The following is a 15,811-nucleotide window of genomic DNA, read 5'->3' on the forward strand; positions in this document are numbered from 1 at the left end:
GAGGCGCGGCCACGAGGGGTGTGCCCGGGGGTGTGGTGAGGGCCGGGCGAGTGAACAGGACCATGCGGCGGGCGAACTCGCCTGGCCGCCCAGGCGCCAGGAGATGCCACCGTTCAGTCCAGGCGGGAGAAGTTGAGGTCCACCAGGACCTCCTTCAAGTCGATGTCCTGGTCAAGACAGAAGCCCCGGAACTCGTCCCACATCTCGTAGACGTCCTCCAGAGCACCACCGAGCAGGGACAGCTGACCGCGGTCCTCGTCGTGCTCCTCGTCGTGGAGGTAGACCATCTCGGCTTTCTGGAGCTCGTGTACGACGCTGAGCAGCGTCGTACGGTCCGCCGAGAAGCGCCTCATCACCAGTTCGAAGTCCGTGGTCTGCTCGTGCACCACGAGGGCGAGGACCTGTCGGGCCCTCCGCGTGAGGCCGCCGACGCGTCCCGCGAAGCGGTTGACCAGTTCGAGGGTGTCCTGTTCGTCCTCCGGATCCTGGTTGGCGTCCTCCCAGGCGAAGAAGCGGCGCATGGTGGTGGCGGGTCGCACCAGGGAAGCGTTGACCGTGTCCCGGAACTCGGCCTCAATGTCGTCGACTGTGTACCGGTACTTGCCCTCGTGCTTCTCTTTGACTGCCCGCAGGTATTCGACGGTGTACTTGCGCCGGGTGACGCTGCTGTCGATCAGGTCGTGGTGGTTCCCGCACAGCAGCATCAGGTTGTCGAAGTCCCGCAACTGTTCGGCGTCCTTGCCGTCCCATGCCTCGTGCCGGGCGCTGCCGGGCTCGGCTCCGATGATGTGGGCGATCTTGCCGATCCAGGCGCCTTCATCCGTGACCAGGCGCGTTGAGCAGTGAGGGTCGCCCCAGGCGCATTCGTTGCCGGAGAACGCCCACAGACGGCGTGCGACGTCGGACACCGGCTCCTTGCGGTTCTTCTCGGAGCCGTTCATCCGTTTGGCCACAGCGCGCCCGTCCTTCCCCTGACAACAGCGCGCAGCGTAGTCCAGGTCACTGCGGGTTGTCCGGCTGTTACCAGCGCAGGGTCGGGCGGGGGCGGGGGTGAGCTCGGCTTGCTCGGCGACGGCGACGAGGCGGTCGGTGGCCTCCTGGCCGGCTGCCTCGGTGAGGCAGTCGAGGTTCGAGACGATCAGAGGCCAGGAGCGCCGCGGCAGCAGGCTCAGGCGGGTGACTGCGTCTGCGAGTGCTCCCGCTTCCAGGGCCGTCATGGCCTGGACGTCGCCGGAGCCGGGTTTCAGCGGAACCTTGGCTTCGCGCATCAGGCCGTTGGAGAGGGGCAGGTCGTCGATGACCGTGATGGGGGTGGTGTTCTCGATCATGCTGGGGTCGTAGCTGCGCCCGTGCTCGTGGGCCTGGTGGACGGTGATGTTCTCTTCGCGGTAGCCGGCGGTGAGGAGGCGGCGCAGCCCGGCGTAGGCGGTGTGGGACTTGCCGGACCAGTGGGGTTCCAGGAGCAGTAGGCGGGCGGTGTCGCCGGCCAGGATGGTGGAACACCACTGGGCGATGTCGGGGTGGTCGGTCTCTGCTTCGCTGAAGTGCGGGGGGTACGAGAGGCATCGGCACGGCGTGTGGGGGCGTTCTGCTGGGTCCGGTGCCGGTTGCACTGGGTCCCGAGCAAGCCGCTCGTCACCTGGGGCGGCATCGTCGCGAGTTCGACTACCTCGCCGGGGCTGGCGTTCTCGCACCGGCAGGGCGCAGTGGCACCAGAACCCTTCAGTTCTTGCGCTCGGTACTCGACTCCGTCGCCGGCGAGCCGCTGGGCAGATGAGCGTCGCGACGCAGCTCGCCCTTTCGTTCCAGTGCGAGGAGCTGGTGCGCGACGCTGGAGGTGCTCGAAAGTCCGACTGCCTTGCCGATCTCGCGCATCGACGGCGGGTATCCGCGATCGGCGACTGCGCGGGAAATGTAGTCGACGATGTTCCGCTGCCTGTCGGTGAGCCCATCGGAGCCTGGGCGAATGCCCGACGGTCGGCCCGGCCGGAAGTGGGTGATGTTCATGGTGCCCCCTAGCGATCTTACTTCCATGGACAATAGCCCCACCCCTCGACAAATGGAACATTTTTTCGCATGGAGGCGTATTTGTTCCTATCCCGCTGATGACGCTCTTGGAAAGCGGGTGACGACCTGCTCGGCCGCGCTCCGTACGGGAAACGTCGGTCGGAACGAGACCGGGCAGGACGGGTCGGTCCGGTGCGGTATACACAGGGAGATCACAGACTGCCGCATCGCGAGGCGGCGCATCGGGGGTGGGGGAATTGACCGTTCCGCACATGAGTACTGCGCTTTGCCCAGGGGACTACCTCCAGATCGCTTCGGAGCGGATGGCTGTCGACGGCGTGCCGGAGGGCGAGGGGTTCGCCCGGATCGAGCGGGTGGAGCTCATATCCGACATTGGCTTTCTGGCTCCGGACTCCACGCGCTTGCGGACCCGGGCTGCCCGGCAGATCGCGGTCGTGTTCTGCCACGGCATGCCGGGCCCGGTCATGCTGCGCCAGGGTGATCAGTGGACCCTCGGCGAGGTGGATGGCGACCGAGCTCGCTGGGATTCCACTCATCCCTGGTGGCCCAAAATGCCCGAGCCGCTTTTCACCGGAGGCCACTTTCCAGAAGGTCCCCGCCCCTTTCGCAGCAGCCTCCAAGGCCCAGACCTCATACCATCGGGCAGCTCGTCCAAGTCGCGGCCGCCCCGGCAACGGGCAGCCGTGTTCGACAAGCCGGCCCATACCGTCATGGTCGGTGACTACCTGCAGATCCATGCCCTGCGTCACCCGACGTGGGACATGCGCATCGACGAAGGATTTCACCGTGTCGAGTGGATCGGCCACCTCACCGGTGAAGCCCTCGGCGGCGTACTGAACGATCCGACCTGGGCGCGCGGCCGCCTTGCGCTCGCCTCGGTCCACGGCCTGTCCGGCATCCTCGTGCTGCCCGAGATCCCGGTGACCGTCCTGGTCCAGCCCAACCCGGAACGTCGCCGCTCCGACGAGGACGAAGCCTGGCACGAGGGCCCCTTCTACGAGCTGGCCGGCGCCACCGAACCCGACCTCACCGCGCAGCAGCACGCCGACGCCCGTCTACGGCCGCAGCCACCCGAGTCCGAGGCCGCGCTGTACCCCAGCAGGTTCAGCAACCCCACCCAGCGGGCTCTCCACCTGGACGGCGTCACCCGCATCCGACCCGTCGCAGCCTCCCAGCTTCCCTGGCCTCACGGCTTGTTCAAGTGCCCCTACGGCGAGCGGGCCAAGGACCTGGCCGCTACCTACCCCAAAAGCCATAGCCAGACCGCCCACGCTGAACTGTTCACCCAGCTCGGCGAGCAGGACTTCGCCGCCTGCCCCTACCACCAGGCCGACGACTGGAGGGCCGTCTCCGAGACGGTGCTCGCCTTCGCCCGCGCCGAACCCGACAGCGACGAACAGGACCGGCACTACGACGCCGAGCACCTGAGCGACCGCGACCGCGCCTGGTTTCGCTCATTCATCGGCAGGGGCCCCATCCGGTGGGACTCCGGTCAACAGAGGCTGACCAACGGCCAGCACCGCCTGTGTGCGCTGCGCGCCGCCCGCCTCGAGGTAGTCCCCGTCTACGGACGGCATCTTCCCGACGACGACGAGACCACGCCGTCCCAGGACGCCCAGGCACACGCCAGGCGCACCGTGGAGGACTTCTGGTCCGCCCACGTCACCGCCGTCCTCAAACCGGGCCTCCTCAGCACCCACCTGGCCCGGCTCCTCGCCCGCTACCCACGACTGCGTGCCCTTCTACCGAAGAGCGAGTGACGCACCGCGCCACACCCGGATGGCCTGGTAGTCGCGAGGGATCGGAGAGCCAGACATCGGGCCAATGTAGGCACCGACCTGGTAGAGCGTGCTCCTGGGCGTCGTGCACGGGGGGGCCTGACGCCCTGGGCCCATGCCTGCCGCTGCGCCCCTGCGGCCGTCCAGGGCGTCAGCGAGGCAGAGGATTGCGGAGATGATGCCGCGGGTGTCGTTCCTGCTGGTTTCGCTCAGCACCTCGACGACCTTCGCACGGTAATCAGTCATGCCCGCAGGGTAGTTGGTGCCGCGTGCCGGAGTTACGTGGTTGGTGTACTCGGTGATCGCGTTGTAGCCCGCCCTCACCGTTCCCCAGATCCCGGCCTGGGTGCCCGCCTTGGCCTTGGGTCAGGCGCTGCGGGGTGACGTCTTGCGGGCGCGGGCCGCGGTCTTCTTCGGCGCCGTCTTCTTCTTGGCCAGGGCGTCGGTCTTGATCTCGTGGACGGTCGCGTCCTCCTGGCCATGCCCACTGCGGGCCGCCTTCGCGTCCTGCACCGACTGCTCCAGGGCGGCCATGAGGTCGACGACCTGCCCGCTGGGCGCTTCGGCCGGCTCAGGGGGCTGGGCCCGGACGCCTTCCGCCTTGGCCGCGATGACGGCTTCGAGCGCCTCGCGGTACTCGTCGTGGAGATCCTCCATGGCGCGGCCCGAGAGCGCCTCGGTCAGGGCGACCCCAGCCTGAACCTCCTCCTCCGGCAGTTCCACGTCGGCCGGCGGCGTACGGACGCCGTCGGTAGATCGCAGTTCATCCGGCCACAGCATGATGGGCAGGCACGGGGCCTCACCGACGACACGGAGAAGGGCCAGGCGTTCCCGGCCCGCGGAGCGCGACCTTCGCGACAGCCACCTTGCTGGAGCGCTCCAGGGCCATGCGCAGCAGGACGTATGGCTTCGCGGAAGCCGGCCCGCCGGCCATCAGGTAGTACGGCGTGCCGACCGCGATGGGGTCGATCGAGGCAGCCGGAACAAAGAAGATGATATCGATCGTCTTGGCCGTGGGGAGCGACATTCCGTCAAGGTCCTCGTCGGTCACCGCCACGAGCGTGCCGGTCGCGGTCTCGTAGGCGCGCCCGATGTCCGCCTGGCTCAGCTCCTGGCCGTCGAGCTCACACCGCTTGCTGTACCGGACACGGCCGCCGTCCGTCGTATGGATCTGACGGAAGGAGACCGAGTGGTCCTCGGTTGCCGGCACAAGTGCCATCGGAATCGTGACCAAGCCAAAACTCACGGCCCCGTTCCATGTCGGTTTGAAGAGACCTCCGTCACCGCAGCGGACCCCTCTCCCCAGCGTCCCTGTAGGGTCTCAAATTCCGCTTCATAATCTCAGCAACAGCTGCATATGCATGGCATTTATGCAGCTGTTGTGAGACTCACAGCTCGGAGCATTCACTCTTATGAGTGATGCGGTGTAGGCCCCCCGCCACGCACGGGAAGAGCGCTGTCACCTTGGTCTCAGGGGCAGTTACTCGTGCGCTGGGGGTGTAGTGGACTCGTTCCATGAAACTGACCCCCTTCGGCAAGAAGGTCGTAGCAGTCGTCAGCACCAGGTCGTGTCAGCCCTGATGCTGAGCGTCATCCGCCTCGAACTGCGAGCCGATGTTGTTCCACATGAAGTCGACCTTCCAGTCGGCCATGCCGGCCGCCCAGCCGAGCATCGCGGTCCAGACCTTCTCCTGGGACACGGTCCGCGTTTGGTAGTGCTCGGCTGCCACGCCGTCCCGGAATTCGAGTTGGTACGTGTTGTCGTCACGCAGCAACACCTGGACATACCAGCTGCCTTCCGTGCCCTCCTCCACACGCTCCAGAATCAGATGCGCGTTACCGCGCTGGAGGTTGGCCAGCATCCTGCCTATCGCTGGCTTCGAGGGCTTCTTCACCACACGGCCCGCCTCATCAGTCGCAATCAGCATGGCGTGATCCTCCAACACAGCTCTGACATTGCCTCGGCGAGCAGACAGAGCATGTTGTCATCATGGGCTGGTGACGACATGGATGCGCTGCTGCTGGGACGAGCAAGACACCTGGTCATACTTCGAGGTCGACGCCGAAGGTTGGGTGACCCGGCAGATCGAGCTCGAAGGGCCTGAGCTGATCCAGATCGCAGCCGCCTCCCTCGCCGAATGGCAGCAGGCCCGCGACACAGGCAGCCTCGACGAGTACGACAACCGGTTCGGGATCACAGCAGAACTGCCCGTCCCTGAATGGGAAGGCCACGATCCGGAGGAGCTGACCTCCGACCAGTTCGAGGAGGTCTGGGACTCCGCCCGTCGGCAGATCACAGCCCGGCCGTCGTGATTGCTAGCCAAGGGTGGTCAAGGGGAACGGGGCTGCCTTGGATCGGGGAGCCGGGCAGCATGGCGGTGTGGCTGATCTTCTATGGGATGACGTGAGCTGTTTCTTCGACCCGGACTCGATGGGGTCGCTGCCGGACATGCGTGCCCCAGGCTGTTCGGTGCAGGACTGGCAGGCGGTTCTCGATCTTGTCGAGGAGGGGAGCTGGAAGTGCCAGTACTCCGAAGGCGGGACAGTGTTGCCGGTGCCTCGGGCGGAAACCGTGCTGTCTCGTCCGGTGGACGCTGAGTGCCCGAACCTGCGGGTCTGGCCGACTCCAGATGTTCTAGCGATCTTTCGTTTCCTTGACGACGAGGTCATCGACTTCTACGTTGACCCTCGGGAGTTGCAGGGGCAGGAGCGACTTGATGTGTTCTGCGGCTTCTTACGGGAGATCGGGCGACGCTTGGGCAAGCCGGTCCTGATGGATCCGGAGGGCGACTACGGGCATCCGGTGCTCGGCTTCGATGTCGAGGCCGATCGAGTCGTCCTCATGGCAGATCCGCTGATCATGTGACCGCCGCCCCCCGGCCTGGGGCCGATAGTCACTTGCCGCACCCGCCCTGCCAGCTCGATCATGAAGTCTTGATCGAGGAGGCTTCGTGGGATTGTGCCTGTTCCCTGGGGATGGTGACCTCACCAGCCCGGACGTCAGCTGGTCCTACTCGGGTTTCAAGGCCTTCCGCCGACGCCTGGCGCAGTCGGAGGGGTTCGCACTCCAGGACATGTGGGGTTTCGGCGGGGACCGGCAATGGAGCGAGATCACATCGACGCTTGAGCCCCTGCTTGACCATCCTGATGATGACGGTGAGCTGTCCGCTGCCGACTGCGCCAGGGTTCTGCCCCGGCTGGCCGAGATCATCACTGAGTGGGAAACCGAGGAAGGCGATCCCACTCTCTTGCGGCACATCGAGGATGCCCGACAGCTCGTGATCGTATTGAAGATCTGCGTCGACTCGAATGTTGAACTGCTCTTTGGATGACCTTAGGGAGACCTCGGCTGCGAGCCGCGGCGGCTGCGAGGAAATGACACGGCCGTGAGACAGAACGCTGGCCAACCCGCGTAAGACAGCGCTAAGACCTGCAGGTCACAGCATCGCGTTATGACGCCGAAAGCGAGAACCTACAGTCCCACCGGCGATGACCTCCTGTGACTTAGCGTTCTAGTTGGCCCGGGCAGACAACTAGAACGCTAAATCTCGGACGCCGCTGACCTGCTGAAATCCCATAGAGGGACGACATTGGCGCGTGCTGTCGGGTCAGGCGTCGATAGTGGGTCCGGCGTCCGGGAGTATGTCGGGCATCCCCTCCACCAGCACTACGACCCCGACCACCTCGCCAGCTTCGGTGCGGCCGACCCAGACGGGATAGGTGCCGTCACCTGTCGTTGCGAAGGCCGCCAGCTCGCCGCCGGTGGCCTGGTCGCGGGTACGCAGTAGGTACATGGAGTCGCTGATGTCCTCGTAGGCGTCCGGGTCCAGGTCCGGGTCTGCCTGGATCAGGCCTTTCTCAAAGAGGGCAAGGAGCGGTTCCCAGGCCCCGGCATCGGCGAAGCAACCGGTGGCGCCGTCGGTGTCGAATCCGGAGATCTGGTTCTCGATGAACAGCCGAGGATCGTCCTCGGGCCTGAGCGCCATCTCCCAGGACACTGCGGGAGCCTCGCTGACGAGGAGGCGGACGGCCAGGGTGTCGGTGCGCGTAACCTCGCTCTGCTCCCACTCGCAGTGGTAAGTGTGGCGGGCCCGCGCTTCGTCCAGTACGTACTCCCCGGGCGGGACGGGGACCGTGACGTGGGGTCCGTCTGCGTGGTCGATGTCCGGGCCTGAGATAGCCAGTAGCCCGCTGGGCACGCGCAGGGTGCCGATGCGCCGCGGCTCCACCACCGTCATCTCAGGGTGGTACCCGTCGGTCACGCGCACCCCGGGCCGGAACAACTCCCCAATCGGACCGGGCTGCACGGGGCGAGGCGGCCGCCAGCAGGTGGCGGGAGCGTGGCCGCTGCTGATGCTGTCATCGGCTGCCGCAGCTGCCTCGGCGATCTCAAAGCTCAGTGTCTCCGGCATACCGTGGAACCGGGCCGAGAGAAGCGGCCACTCTCCAAAGACAGGCCGCTCCATCCAGCGCTCGTCGTCGCGGACTTGGGGCACGGTGATGTGGGCGCCTCCGCCCTTGCCCCCGGGCTCTTCCGTCCGCCGGCCCCTCCCATCCGGGAAAAGCTCCACGGTGACACGCGGACATGTTTCGTCGGATTCCGCCATCTGCAGTCCGGTGTATTGCCAGCCGACGGTGTACCGGCGAAGCATTCGCATCGGGTCGTCCAGCAGCCGCATGTCCAGGTCGTAGGTACGGCGGCCCTGTGCGTCGTAGACCAACAGACCGACATGGTGATCCCGCCAGGAGACGAGCCGGACCTCCAGCGGAGCCTCCCGGCCCGCCGTCCGGTACACCACCACGTACGGAAGCCCAGCGGTATCCCGCTCCCGGGCCTCCTCCACGGATATCGGCCCCCAGACGACTCGAGCCTCCAGGTCCCACGCCCGGGCATACCCCACCTCAACCACCATCGCCGCTCCCCGCTCGCCTCCGTACCGACGAGCTGCAACATAGCCGCCACCTGCGACAACGTCCCTGCTGGGTCGGGCGCGGGCTTCCCAATGGAGAAGTCAAGCCATCCGAGCGTCCCCCCAACCCCTACCGAAGGGTTCGATTCGATCAGGCGGACGCCGCTGCGGCATGCAGGAGAGCCAGGTGCTTGACTCGGACGCATGACCCCTAAATCTGCTGCTGCCGACTGGTTGGAATCTCTCGCGAACGCTGTCGACTGGGGCACCAAGCGGATCCTCCAGGTCGACTGGACGGGCGTTGAAGGACACCTTGGGTACCGGTTGCCGACCGACTACAAACGGCTCGTGGAACGGTTCGGAAAGGGAACGTTCGCCGACGGATACATCGACCTGCACGCCCCTGAGGATCTTGCCGCCTGGGCTTCGTTCCATGAGCAGACCGGCGCACTCCCGTGGGCCAGCAATGAGCAGGAACTTCTGCTCTGCTGGGTCACCGTTGGGGCGGACCCGGATGCCTGGCCCGTGTGTGTGATGGAGGTCAGTGAGGACGATGGAGACCGATTCGAGTGCACCGCCACGGAGCTGATCTTGCAGATGCTCACCGACCCACAGCACCCACACGCGATTCCGGCCGACTACACCTCACATTGGTTCGTCCCCGAGGGCAGCCCTTATCGGCTTGCCCCGCCGGTTCTGACGCTGGACGGCACCAACGAGGCCGAGGTCCCCTATCAGGGCGAGACCGTCGCCTGCGGCGGTGCCACTTCGTAGAGACGTCGGTCACGGATCAGAGCCCACAGGACGTTGACGCGGCGGCGGGCGAGGGCGATCACGGCCTGCGTGTGGCGTTTTCCCTCGGCGCGTTTGCGGTCGTAGAAGGTCCGGGAGTTGGGGTCGTAGCGGACGCTGGTCAGCGCGGACATGTAGAAGACGCGCTGGAGGCCTCGATGGTGGTGACGGGGGCGGTGGAGGTTGCCGCTCTTCTTCCCCGAGTCGTGCGGCGCCGGCGCGAGGCCGGCGAAGGCGGCCAGCCGGTCCGGGGTCGCGAAGAAGGTGATGTCGCTGCCGACTCCGGCGAGGAATTCGGCGCCGAGGAGGGGGCCGATACCGGGCATGCTCGTGATGATCTCCGCGAGGTCGTGGGCGCGGAAGCGGTCCTCGATGAGCCGGTCGACCTCCGCGACTTCCTCGTTCAACACCCGCACGTCTCCGGCGATGGTCCGCACGAGCTGGGCGATGACCGTCTCGCCGGGGACCGCGGTGTGCTGCTGTTCGGCGGCCTCGACTGCTGTCGTCGCGAGCTCTTCCGGACTGCGGACGCTCCGAGCGCGGAGCCAGCGCGTCAGTCGGGCGATGCCTATGCGGCGGATCAGCTCGACGGGCAGGTCGCGCAGGACCCAGGCCAGGCGGGTGAGGTCGTAGCCGGCATCGCTGACGATCACGATGGCCGGGTCCCCGGCCTGCCACTGCCCCGCGGTGATGAGTCGTTCAACGACTCCTCGGAGCTGGGCGGCGGTGATCGCGGTTGCGTCGTCGATCGGTCCGAGCCGGACCGCGTCACCGCGCCGTCCGGGAACAGCAGCTCGAACAACTTATCGCGCCGGGCGGTCAGACACTCGTAGAACTCGCCCCGGAAGCGTGACGCTTCCGCGAACGCTTCCCTCCGGACAGCACCAGGCAGCAGACTCACCTACGGCCTTCGTCGTGGTCACACGCATCCTTGGTCGGAGCACATGATCAGACGAAGGCCGCCCCCACGTCCGGCGAATGCCCAGGTGAGCGACCCAGTTCGACGGACGATTCGAGTGGGACTTGAGGCCCGGATCTGGGCTTCGGGCTCCTACTCGGCCCGTAGGTACCGACCCCAGATCTGGGCCTTGTGGTAGGGGCCGGCCCCGTCGCAGTCGTACTGCGGCGCGTCAAAGGTCACCCAGTACAGCAGCTCGCCGCTGAGCGAGAGGGCATGTTCGTTGGGTTCGGGTGCACCCATGGCATCGATCGTTCCAGCAAACTCGACCTGCCAAGGACCGTCCCAGTCCTGGTCGCGAACAACCGTGACCCGGCTGCCCGGTGCCAGTGCACTCGTCGGCCATGCCTGGCTCAAGGGACGACCGAGGACCTGCTCGATCGCCTGGCGGTCGTCTACGTCCGCAGGAACAGGGCTGGAACTGTCTGTCATGCCGCCCACTCTGCCCGCACCCCTTCAGGAGCGCCAGAAGATAAAGAACTTCCCAATAGGGATGTCAAGCCGCCGGCGTGACTGATGGGGCTGGCCGGTAGCACGCTCCGTCGCGGAGCATGGCCCAGAGAACGTTGGCCCGGCGGCGCGCGAGAGCGAGCACCGCTTGCTTGTGGCCCTTCCCCTCGTCGCGCTTGCGTTGGTAGTACGCCCCTGACGCGGGGCACGCCCTGATGCTCGCCATGGAGGAGAGGTAGAAGGCCCATAGAAGACCGCGGTGGTACCGGCGGGGTCGGCGCATATTTCCGCTGACGCGTCCGGAGTCTCGTGGCACGGGGGCAAGGCCGGCGAAGCCAGCCAGGCGGTCCGGTGTGCCGAACGCGTCCATGGCGCCGCCGGTGGCGGCGATGAACTCGGCTCCGAGTAGAGCGCCCATCCCGGGCAGGCTACGGATCACCTCGGCGTGGGGATGTTCGCGGAACCGTGCCTCGATGAGTGCGTCGAGCTCGGCTATCTCCTCGTCGAGGGCGACGACCCCCTTCGCAAGGCGGGCAATCATGGCGGCGGCCAGCTTCTCGCCCGGCAGGGACGTCTGCTGGCCGGCAGCGGCTTCTAGAGCGGCGACGGCGATGGCTGCGGCGTTTTGACCTTGCGGTTCCTCAGCCAGGTTTCGATGCGCTTGGCGCCGCTGCGGCGGAGCGCGGCTGGAGTCTGATAGCCGGTAAGGAGGAGGACGGGACCTCTGTTCGTCAGCGCAAGAGTCCGTTCCAATGCCGGGAAAATCTCTAAGAGTTGTGCTCGGAGTCGGTTGATCTGCCGGGTGCGGTCGCAGACGAGGTCGGTGCGGCGCCCGGTCAAGGTGCGCAGGTCGACGGCAATCTCGACGCCGGGCCGCAGCATGCCGAGGTCGTTGCGCATCCGGGCCTGGTCGGCGATGACGAAGGCGTCCTTGGCGTCGGTCTTGCCCTGGCCGCGGTAGCCGGCGGATGCCTGGTGCACCGCCAGACCGGTGAGGTAAGTCATCGGCTGACCGTGGCCCAGGAGCAAGCCAATCAACAGGGCCGCACCGCCGTGATTGATGTCCACCGCCCACAGGACGTCCTCGGAGAGCGCGAGCACATCGCCGAGGAGCTCCAGCAGGACCGGCTCGTCGTTCAAGACCCGTCGCGACAGGAGGAGCTTGCCCTGAGCGTCGATCACCACGCAGTGGTGATGTTCCTTGCCGATGTCGCCTCCGGCCCATATTTGGGGCACGGTCACCTCCGCCAGTTCGTCGTCTCACATGGGTCCCAGCAGACGACCTCGCCGGCGTTGTCCTACGAAGCGATCAAGTCGCGTATCCCAATTAGCGGTCGAGTCGTCGCGGGGCTCCGGGCGGCCAAGTTCTTTGAGCCATCAAGCGGCGACAAGCTCACAGCCATACCCGGAGCCCCTGGGCACTGCCGATCTGACGAATGACGGACTCAGACCCACGCTTGGAAGGTAGGACAAGCTCAGGCTTGCCCGCACTGCCAGCGGAGGGGCTGGCCTGGTGGTCAGGTGCGGCGTGAGAACCAGCGGCCGACCTTCTGCTCGGGCACGACCTGCTCCTGCTCTGGCTCCGGTCCTTGCTCTTGTCGCCGCTGCTGGTCCGGCCAGGCTTCCCGCAGCCCGGCTTCATGCCGCTGGTCGCAGTGCTCGCACAGGGACGCGTTGGCCTCCTGGCGGGCAGTCCAGCCGACGCGCTCGACCGCCTTCCACCGCTCGTCGGTGAACGGGGTCCGGCATTCGGCGCAGACAGGGCGGCGGGGGTAGCGCTGGAACTCGTACGGTTCCGCACCGCGGCTCGCCGGTTCGTGGTGCTCCTGGTTCCCGGCTGGTCGGCCTTCGTCGGCGACGGCCCACTGCTTGCAGCCGTCGCACAGGCCCGGGTGGCTGTCGGTCGGCGTGCCCCAGTCCATCTTGCTGGCCGTCTCCCAGCGGTCGTCGGTGAACCGCGCCCCGCAGCCGGTGCAGAGGGGGCGTTGTGCCTCACGCTCGGCGGCCTTCCTCGCTGCCTGCTCCGCGGCCACCTGCCGCTGCTCTGCCCGGCTCTCCTTCAGGCACGACTGGCCTCGTCGCGGTGCCGGGCCTCGGCTGCCACTCGGCGGGGATTGCTGCGGGGTGCGCCAGCCGAAGCGGAGGAACACCGGGCCGTGTGGACCGTGCTCGCGCAGCTTGGGCAGGCTGGTGGCGATGATCGGGATCTTCCCGTCGTATTCGTGGAAGCCTCGCTCGTACTGCTCGCCCGTCCACAGGTGCCGGGTGAGCTCGGTCAGGCGCTGGGCGGTGCGGTTGGGGTCGCGCTGGCCTTCCCGGTTGAACATCAGCAGCACCGGCGGGTAGAGCTGTCGCCGGACCAGGTCTCCGGCGCCGTCCAGCGGGTGCGCCACATCGGGCGTTCCTTGCCGTCGGTGTCCTTGGTCGTCCTGCGGAAGAACCGGGCGTACTTCTCCAGCTTGGGGGCGAGCTCTTCGGCGGTCATGTGGCAGTTGTCGACCTCGATGAACAGCAGCGGCATCTTGTCCTGCGGGGCGGTCAGGACGAGGTCGGCCTGGGCGCCGCCCTTGCCGGGCGCGTTCCAGGCACCGGTGGCGGGGAGCGGGACTTCGGTCCAGTACGAGGCGATCGTGCCGATCCCGGCCGGCTCGTCGACGACGGCCTGCGCGGCGGCCCGGACTTCGGCCGGGTCGTCGGCGAGCTTGGCCATGTCCGGCTTCGGGCGCAGCATGGCGATGACGGTCTCGTTGACGGCCATCGGGTGGGAGCCGCCACTGGAGCCCGCGCCGCGGGCGGTGGAGCCCATCTCCGTCACCGGGCGGCGCAACTCGTGGGAGGCCGCCTCCAAGCCCTTGAGCGTCAGGTTCCGCAGCCTGTCACCCGTAGCCGCGACGCCGCCGGTCTCGGACTGGTTGTGCTTGCGCATGTCGGCGAGCGCGCCGTTGTGTGCGGCGGTCCGGGCGGTCTTCTGCTCGGAGAGAGTCTTCTTGTCGGTATGGCGGTGGTTCAGGTGCGGAGCGCTGATCCGCTGGATCTGATCGGCCGTCGCGACTTTCAGCGCTCCGAGCACGCGCAGCACATCCCCGCGCAGGCTGTTCGAGGATCCCGCCGGGTTGGTCACCCGCTTGCCCGTCATCAGTTCCACCCCTGCGCCTGGTGCGACCGACGGCCGGCTGCCCGCTGGTCTTGTCCGGCCCGCAAAGGCGTCCACGCCGCCCGGGGGCGACCGTCTTCTCACATACATCTAGGTGAGAAGACGGTTGTGACGCTGCAATTTTCGCGCCGATTGCTGCCCTGAACAGGGGTTTTACAACCGCCTTGGGTGTCGGGCACCCAAGGAGGTCCCCAAGCGCCCCCTCAAGGAGCCCACTTCGGCTCACCCAGGCGACGCTGGGCTGGGCCGCGCGCCCCTCGGCGCTCCCGGCCAGGGACCGCGGCCCGTGGGCCGGACGACAACAGGCCCTAGCCGCGGACGATTGCATTGAGGGGTGCACGGCATCGTCCCCTCGATGTCGTGCACTCCCGAGACGATGTCGAGCATCCATGCGGGCAGTGCACGACATCGTCGGTGGCCACCGGTCGCATCGGATGCACTCAGCGTCCGGCTCCTGGCCCGTGATGCCGGTCAGGCTGCTGCGGGCGGTACGCCCGCTGGTCGCCCTCTCGAACCGGGTTCGGTGTGGAGGCGCCGTAGCGTCGTCGTACGGGCTCCATCACCAGCCTTCTTGAAGGCGTCCGTCACGCCACGCAGCTGCTCGGCGGTGAAGTCCAGGACTTCAGCGCCTGTCCGGGTCGCCGAGCGCGCCACCCGGTCCTGCGTCCAGCCCGAGGTCCTAACAAAGGCGTTGGACGTGTCTGTGGGTGATGAGGCAGGTGGCGAGGCTGAGGAAGGCTGAAGTGGCCCCTGCGGTGGTTGCGGGCCCTGAGCCCCGTCAGCCGCCCAGCAGTCGCTCCCCCAGATCGCTTCGGCCGTACAGGACCACGCGGCCGACACGGGCGCGGGTCACCAGGCCGGTGGTGCGCAGGGTAGCGAGGTGCTGGGAGACGGCGCTCGGGGTGATCGACAGGCGGCGGGCGAGGGTGGCGGTGGTGGTGGGGGTGTCCAGGGCCGCGAGGACGGCGGCCTTGCGGGGGCCGATCAGGGAGCCCAGGGCGTCCGGGGCGGGGGCGGTGACCGTCTCCCACAGGGTGGCGACGCCCCGGGCCGGGTAGGCGACGCGCGGTACGTCACCGATGGGGGCGGTTGCCCTGCGGCCGAACAGGGTCGGGCACAGGGTCAGGCCCCGGCCGGACTCCACGCGGTGTGGTGCTGTCATGCGGTGCAGGCGCAGAATCCCCGAGTCCCACTGCACGTTGGAGTGGAGGCTGCCGAAGAGCGCGGCGGCACCGCCCTCTGCCAGGAGCTGGGCCCGGTGCAGGATGTCCGCCTCCAGGACCCCGCGCATGCGCGGCCAGTGAGGGGCGAGGGCCAGATGCCAGTACGACTCCAGGATGTCCGCGATGCGGTCGCGGACCTCTGCGGGGGTGCCTTGGAGGGTGGGCGGGAGCTCTTCGTCGCGGTAGGCGGCCGCGAGGTCCGCCGCCACCGTCGCCGGGTCGGTGCGGCGGACCGTCGCCAGTTCCTCGGCCAGGTCCGGCATCCGGGCCAGCGGGCGGGGTGTGATGAAGTCCGGCAGCCAGCGGCGCCGGCTGACCAGGGAAAGGAGCAGCTCCGTGTCCAAGGCGGGCAGGTCGTCGCGGATCAGGCGCAACCAGCGCAGGTGAAGCGGGAATTCGCCCGGGTAGTGCAGCGCCCACAGACTGAACGAGGTCTCCTGCAGCGGTGAGATCGCGAAGCGCACATGGGCCAGGTCGTCCACGTTCAGGAACATCTCGATCATGCCGCGAGCCTAATG

14 protein-coding genes and 3 pseudogenes are annotated in these 15,811 nt (G+C 67.4%); 5 read left to right on the forward strand and 12 right to left on the reverse strand.

Annotation, left to right across the window (positions count from 1 at the left end; all coding sequences use genetic code 11):
- Positions 1 to 113 precede the first annotated feature (113 nt).
- Together OG730_RS00215 and OG730_RS00220 are read right to left on the reverse strand one after the other, a co-directional pair.
- Entirely contained in the window at positions 114 to 1,613 is a 1,500-nt protein-coding gene (locus OG730_RS00215; RefSeq protein ID WP_327302149.1) for an HNH endonuclease, read from the reverse strand.
- Between the two features lie 133 nt (positions 1,614 to 1,746).
- Positions 1,747 to 2,007, reverse strand: a pseudogene (locus OG730_RS00220) (transcriptional repressor LexA); the annotation flags it as partial.
- Between the two features lie 272 nt (positions 2,008 to 2,279).
- Here OG730_RS00220 and OG730_RS00225 point away from each other — a divergent pair.
- Entirely contained in the window at positions 2,280 to 3,788 is a 1,509-nt protein-coding gene (locus OG730_RS00225; protein WP_327302150.1) for a hypothetical protein, read from the forward strand.
- Between the two features lie 384 nt (positions 3,789 to 4,172).
- Here OG730_RS00225 and OG730_RS00230 read toward each other — a convergent pair whose 3' ends face one another.
- The 3 genes from OG730_RS00230 to OG730_RS00240 all read right to left on the reverse strand — a co-directional run bounded on the left by OG730_RS00230 (position 4,173) and on the right by OG730_RS00240 (position 5,734).
- The gene (locus OG730_RS00230; protein ID WP_327302151.1) at positions 4,173 to 4,586 is read right to left on the reverse strand and encodes a hypothetical protein; all 414 of its coding nucleotides are present in this window, start codon (positions 4,584 to 4,586) and stop codon (positions 4,173 to 4,175) included.
- Between the two features lie 19 nt (positions 4,587 to 4,605).
- Positions 4,606 to 5,052 carry a non-homologous end joining protein Ku gene (gene ku / locus OG730_RS00235; protein ID WP_327302152.1) on the reverse strand — a complete coding sequence of 149 codons (447 nt, stop codon included), beginning with the start codon at positions 5,050 to 5,052 and terminating at the stop codon, positions 4,606 to 4,608.
- 325 nt (positions 5,053 to 5,377) lie between these two features.
- Positions 5,378 to 5,734, reverse strand: coding sequence for a hypothetical protein (locus OG730_RS00240; RefSeq protein ID WP_327302153.1), 357 nt, complete (start codon positions 5,732 to 5,734; stop codon positions 5,378 to 5,380).
- A gap of 82 nt (positions 5,735 to 5,816) precedes the next feature.
- On the opposite strand from OG730_RS00240, the gene OG730_RS00245 reads away from it, so the two are divergent.
- From OG730_RS00245 to OG730_RS00255, 3 genes are all read left to right on the forward strand, one after another.
- Positions 5,817 to 6,119 (forward strand): hypothetical protein, encoded by a 303-nt coding sequence (locus tag OG730_RS00245; RefSeq protein WP_327309109.1) that lies wholly within the window; start codon positions 5,817 to 5,819, stop codon positions 6,117 to 6,119.
- Positions 6,120 to 6,186: 67 nt separating this feature from the next.
- Positions 6,187 to 6,672 carry a hypothetical protein gene (locus tag OG730_RS00250; RefSeq protein WP_327302154.1) on the forward strand — a complete coding sequence of 162 codons (486 nt, stop codon included), beginning with the start codon at positions 6,187 to 6,189 and terminating at the stop codon, positions 6,670 to 6,672.
- A gap of 85 nt (positions 6,673 to 6,757) precedes the next feature.
- Positions 6,758 to 7,138: a hypothetical protein gene (locus OG730_RS00255; protein ID WP_327302155.1), complete on the forward strand. Its 381-nt coding sequence runs from the start codon at positions 6,758 to 6,760 to the stop codon at positions 7,136 to 7,138.
- Between the two features lie 276 nt (positions 7,139 to 7,414).
- On the opposite strand, the gene OG730_RS00260 is transcribed toward OG730_RS00255, so the two are convergent.
- Positions 7,415 to 8,719 carry a DUF4241 domain-containing protein gene (locus tag OG730_RS00260; RefSeq protein ID WP_327302156.1) on the reverse strand — a complete coding sequence of 435 codons (1,305 nt, stop codon included), beginning with the start codon at positions 8,717 to 8,719 and terminating at the stop codon, positions 7,415 to 7,417.
- A gap of 201 nt (positions 8,720 to 8,920) precedes the next feature.
- Here OG730_RS00260 and OG730_RS00265 point away from each other — a divergent pair, with 201 nt between their 5' ends.
- Complete coding sequence (locus tag OG730_RS00265; protein ID WP_327302157.1) at positions 8,921 to 9,490, forward strand: SMI1/KNR4 family protein; 570 nt, start codon at positions 8,921 to 8,923, stop codon at positions 9,488 to 9,490.
- Here the strand turns inward: OG730_RS00265 and OG730_RS00270 are convergent.
- The 6 genes and pseudogenes from OG730_RS00270 to OG730_RS00295 form a co-directional block, all read right to left on the reverse strand.
- A pseudogene (locus OG730_RS00270) lies at positions 9,451 to 10,278 on the reverse strand (transposase); the annotation flags it as partial. The gene OG730_RS00265 and the pseudogene OG730_RS00270 sit on opposite strands and share 40 nt — an antisense overlap.
- Before the next feature lie 281 nt (positions 10,279 to 10,559).
- Complete coding sequence (locus OG730_RS00275) at positions 10,560 to 10,898, reverse strand: ferrous iron transport protein A (protein ID WP_327302158.1); 339 nt, start codon at positions 10,896 to 10,898, stop codon at positions 10,560 to 10,562.
- Between the two features lie 64 nt (positions 10,899 to 10,962).
- A pseudogene (locus OG730_RS00280) lies at positions 10,963 to 12,158 on the reverse strand (IS110 family transposase).
- Positions 12,159 to 12,433: 275 nt separating this feature from the next.
- On the reverse strand, positions 12,434 to 13,309 hold the full coding sequence (locus OG730_RS00285) for a hypothetical protein (protein ID WP_327302159.1): 876 nt from the start codon (positions 13,307 to 13,309) through the stop codon (positions 12,434 to 12,436).
- The gene (locus OG730_RS00290; protein ID WP_327309110.1) at positions 13,243 to 14,052 is read right to left on the reverse strand and encodes a replication-relaxation family protein; all 810 of its coding nucleotides are present in this window, start codon (positions 14,050 to 14,052) and stop codon (positions 13,243 to 13,245) included. Before OG730_RS00290 ends, OG730_RS00285 begins: the two co-directional genes overlap by 67 nt.
- 796 nt (positions 14,053 to 14,848) lie before the next feature.
- Positions 14,849 to 15,796 carry an ArsR/SmtB family transcription factor gene (locus OG730_RS00295; RefSeq protein WP_327302160.1) on the reverse strand — a complete coding sequence of 316 codons (948 nt, stop codon included), beginning with the start codon at positions 15,794 to 15,796 and terminating at the stop codon, positions 14,849 to 14,851.
- Positions 15,797 to 15,811 lie beyond the last annotated feature (15 nt).

The sequence above is a fragment of the Streptomyces sp. NBC_01298 genome (assembly GCF_035978755.1).
GTDB lineage: Bacteria > Actinomycetota > Actinomycetes > Streptomycetales > Streptomycetaceae > Streptomyces.

Coding starts and splice junctions, on each gene's coding strand:
- OG730_RS00225 (WP_327302150.1), top strand. CDS start 2,280: ATGAGTACTGCGCTTTGCCCAGGGGACTACCTCCAGATCGCTTCGGAG.
- OG730_RS00230 (WP_327302151.1), bottom strand. CDS start 4,586: ATGCTGTGGCCGGATGAACTGCGATCTACCGACGGCGTCCGTACGCCG.
- OG730_RS00240 (WP_327302153.1), bottom strand. CDS start 5,734: ATGCTGATTGCGACTGATGAGGCGGGCCGTGTGGTGAAGAAGCCCTCG.
- OG730_RS00245 (WP_327309109.1), top strand. CDS start 5,817: ATGCGCTGCTGCTGGGACGAGCAAGACACCTGGTCATACTTCGAGGTC.
- OG730_RS00260 (WP_327302156.1), bottom strand. CDS start 8,719: ATGGTGGTTGAGGTGGGGTATGCCCGGGCGTGGGACCTGGAGGCTCGA.
- OG730_RS00265 (WP_327302157.1), top strand. CDS start 8,921: ATGACCCCTAAATCTGCTGCTGCCGACTGGTTGGAATCTCTCGCGAAC.
- OG730_RS00275 (WP_327302158.1), bottom strand. CDS start 10,898: ATGACAGACAGTTCCAGCCCTGTTCCTGCGGACGTAGACGACCGCCAG.
- OG730_RS00290 (WP_327309110.1), bottom strand. CDS start 14,052: ATGACGGGCAAGCGGGTGACCAACCCGGCGGGATCCTCGAACAGCCTG.
- OG730_RS00295 (WP_327302160.1), bottom strand. CDS start 15,796: ATGATCGAGATGTTCCTGAACGTGGACGACCTGGCCCATGTGCGCTTC.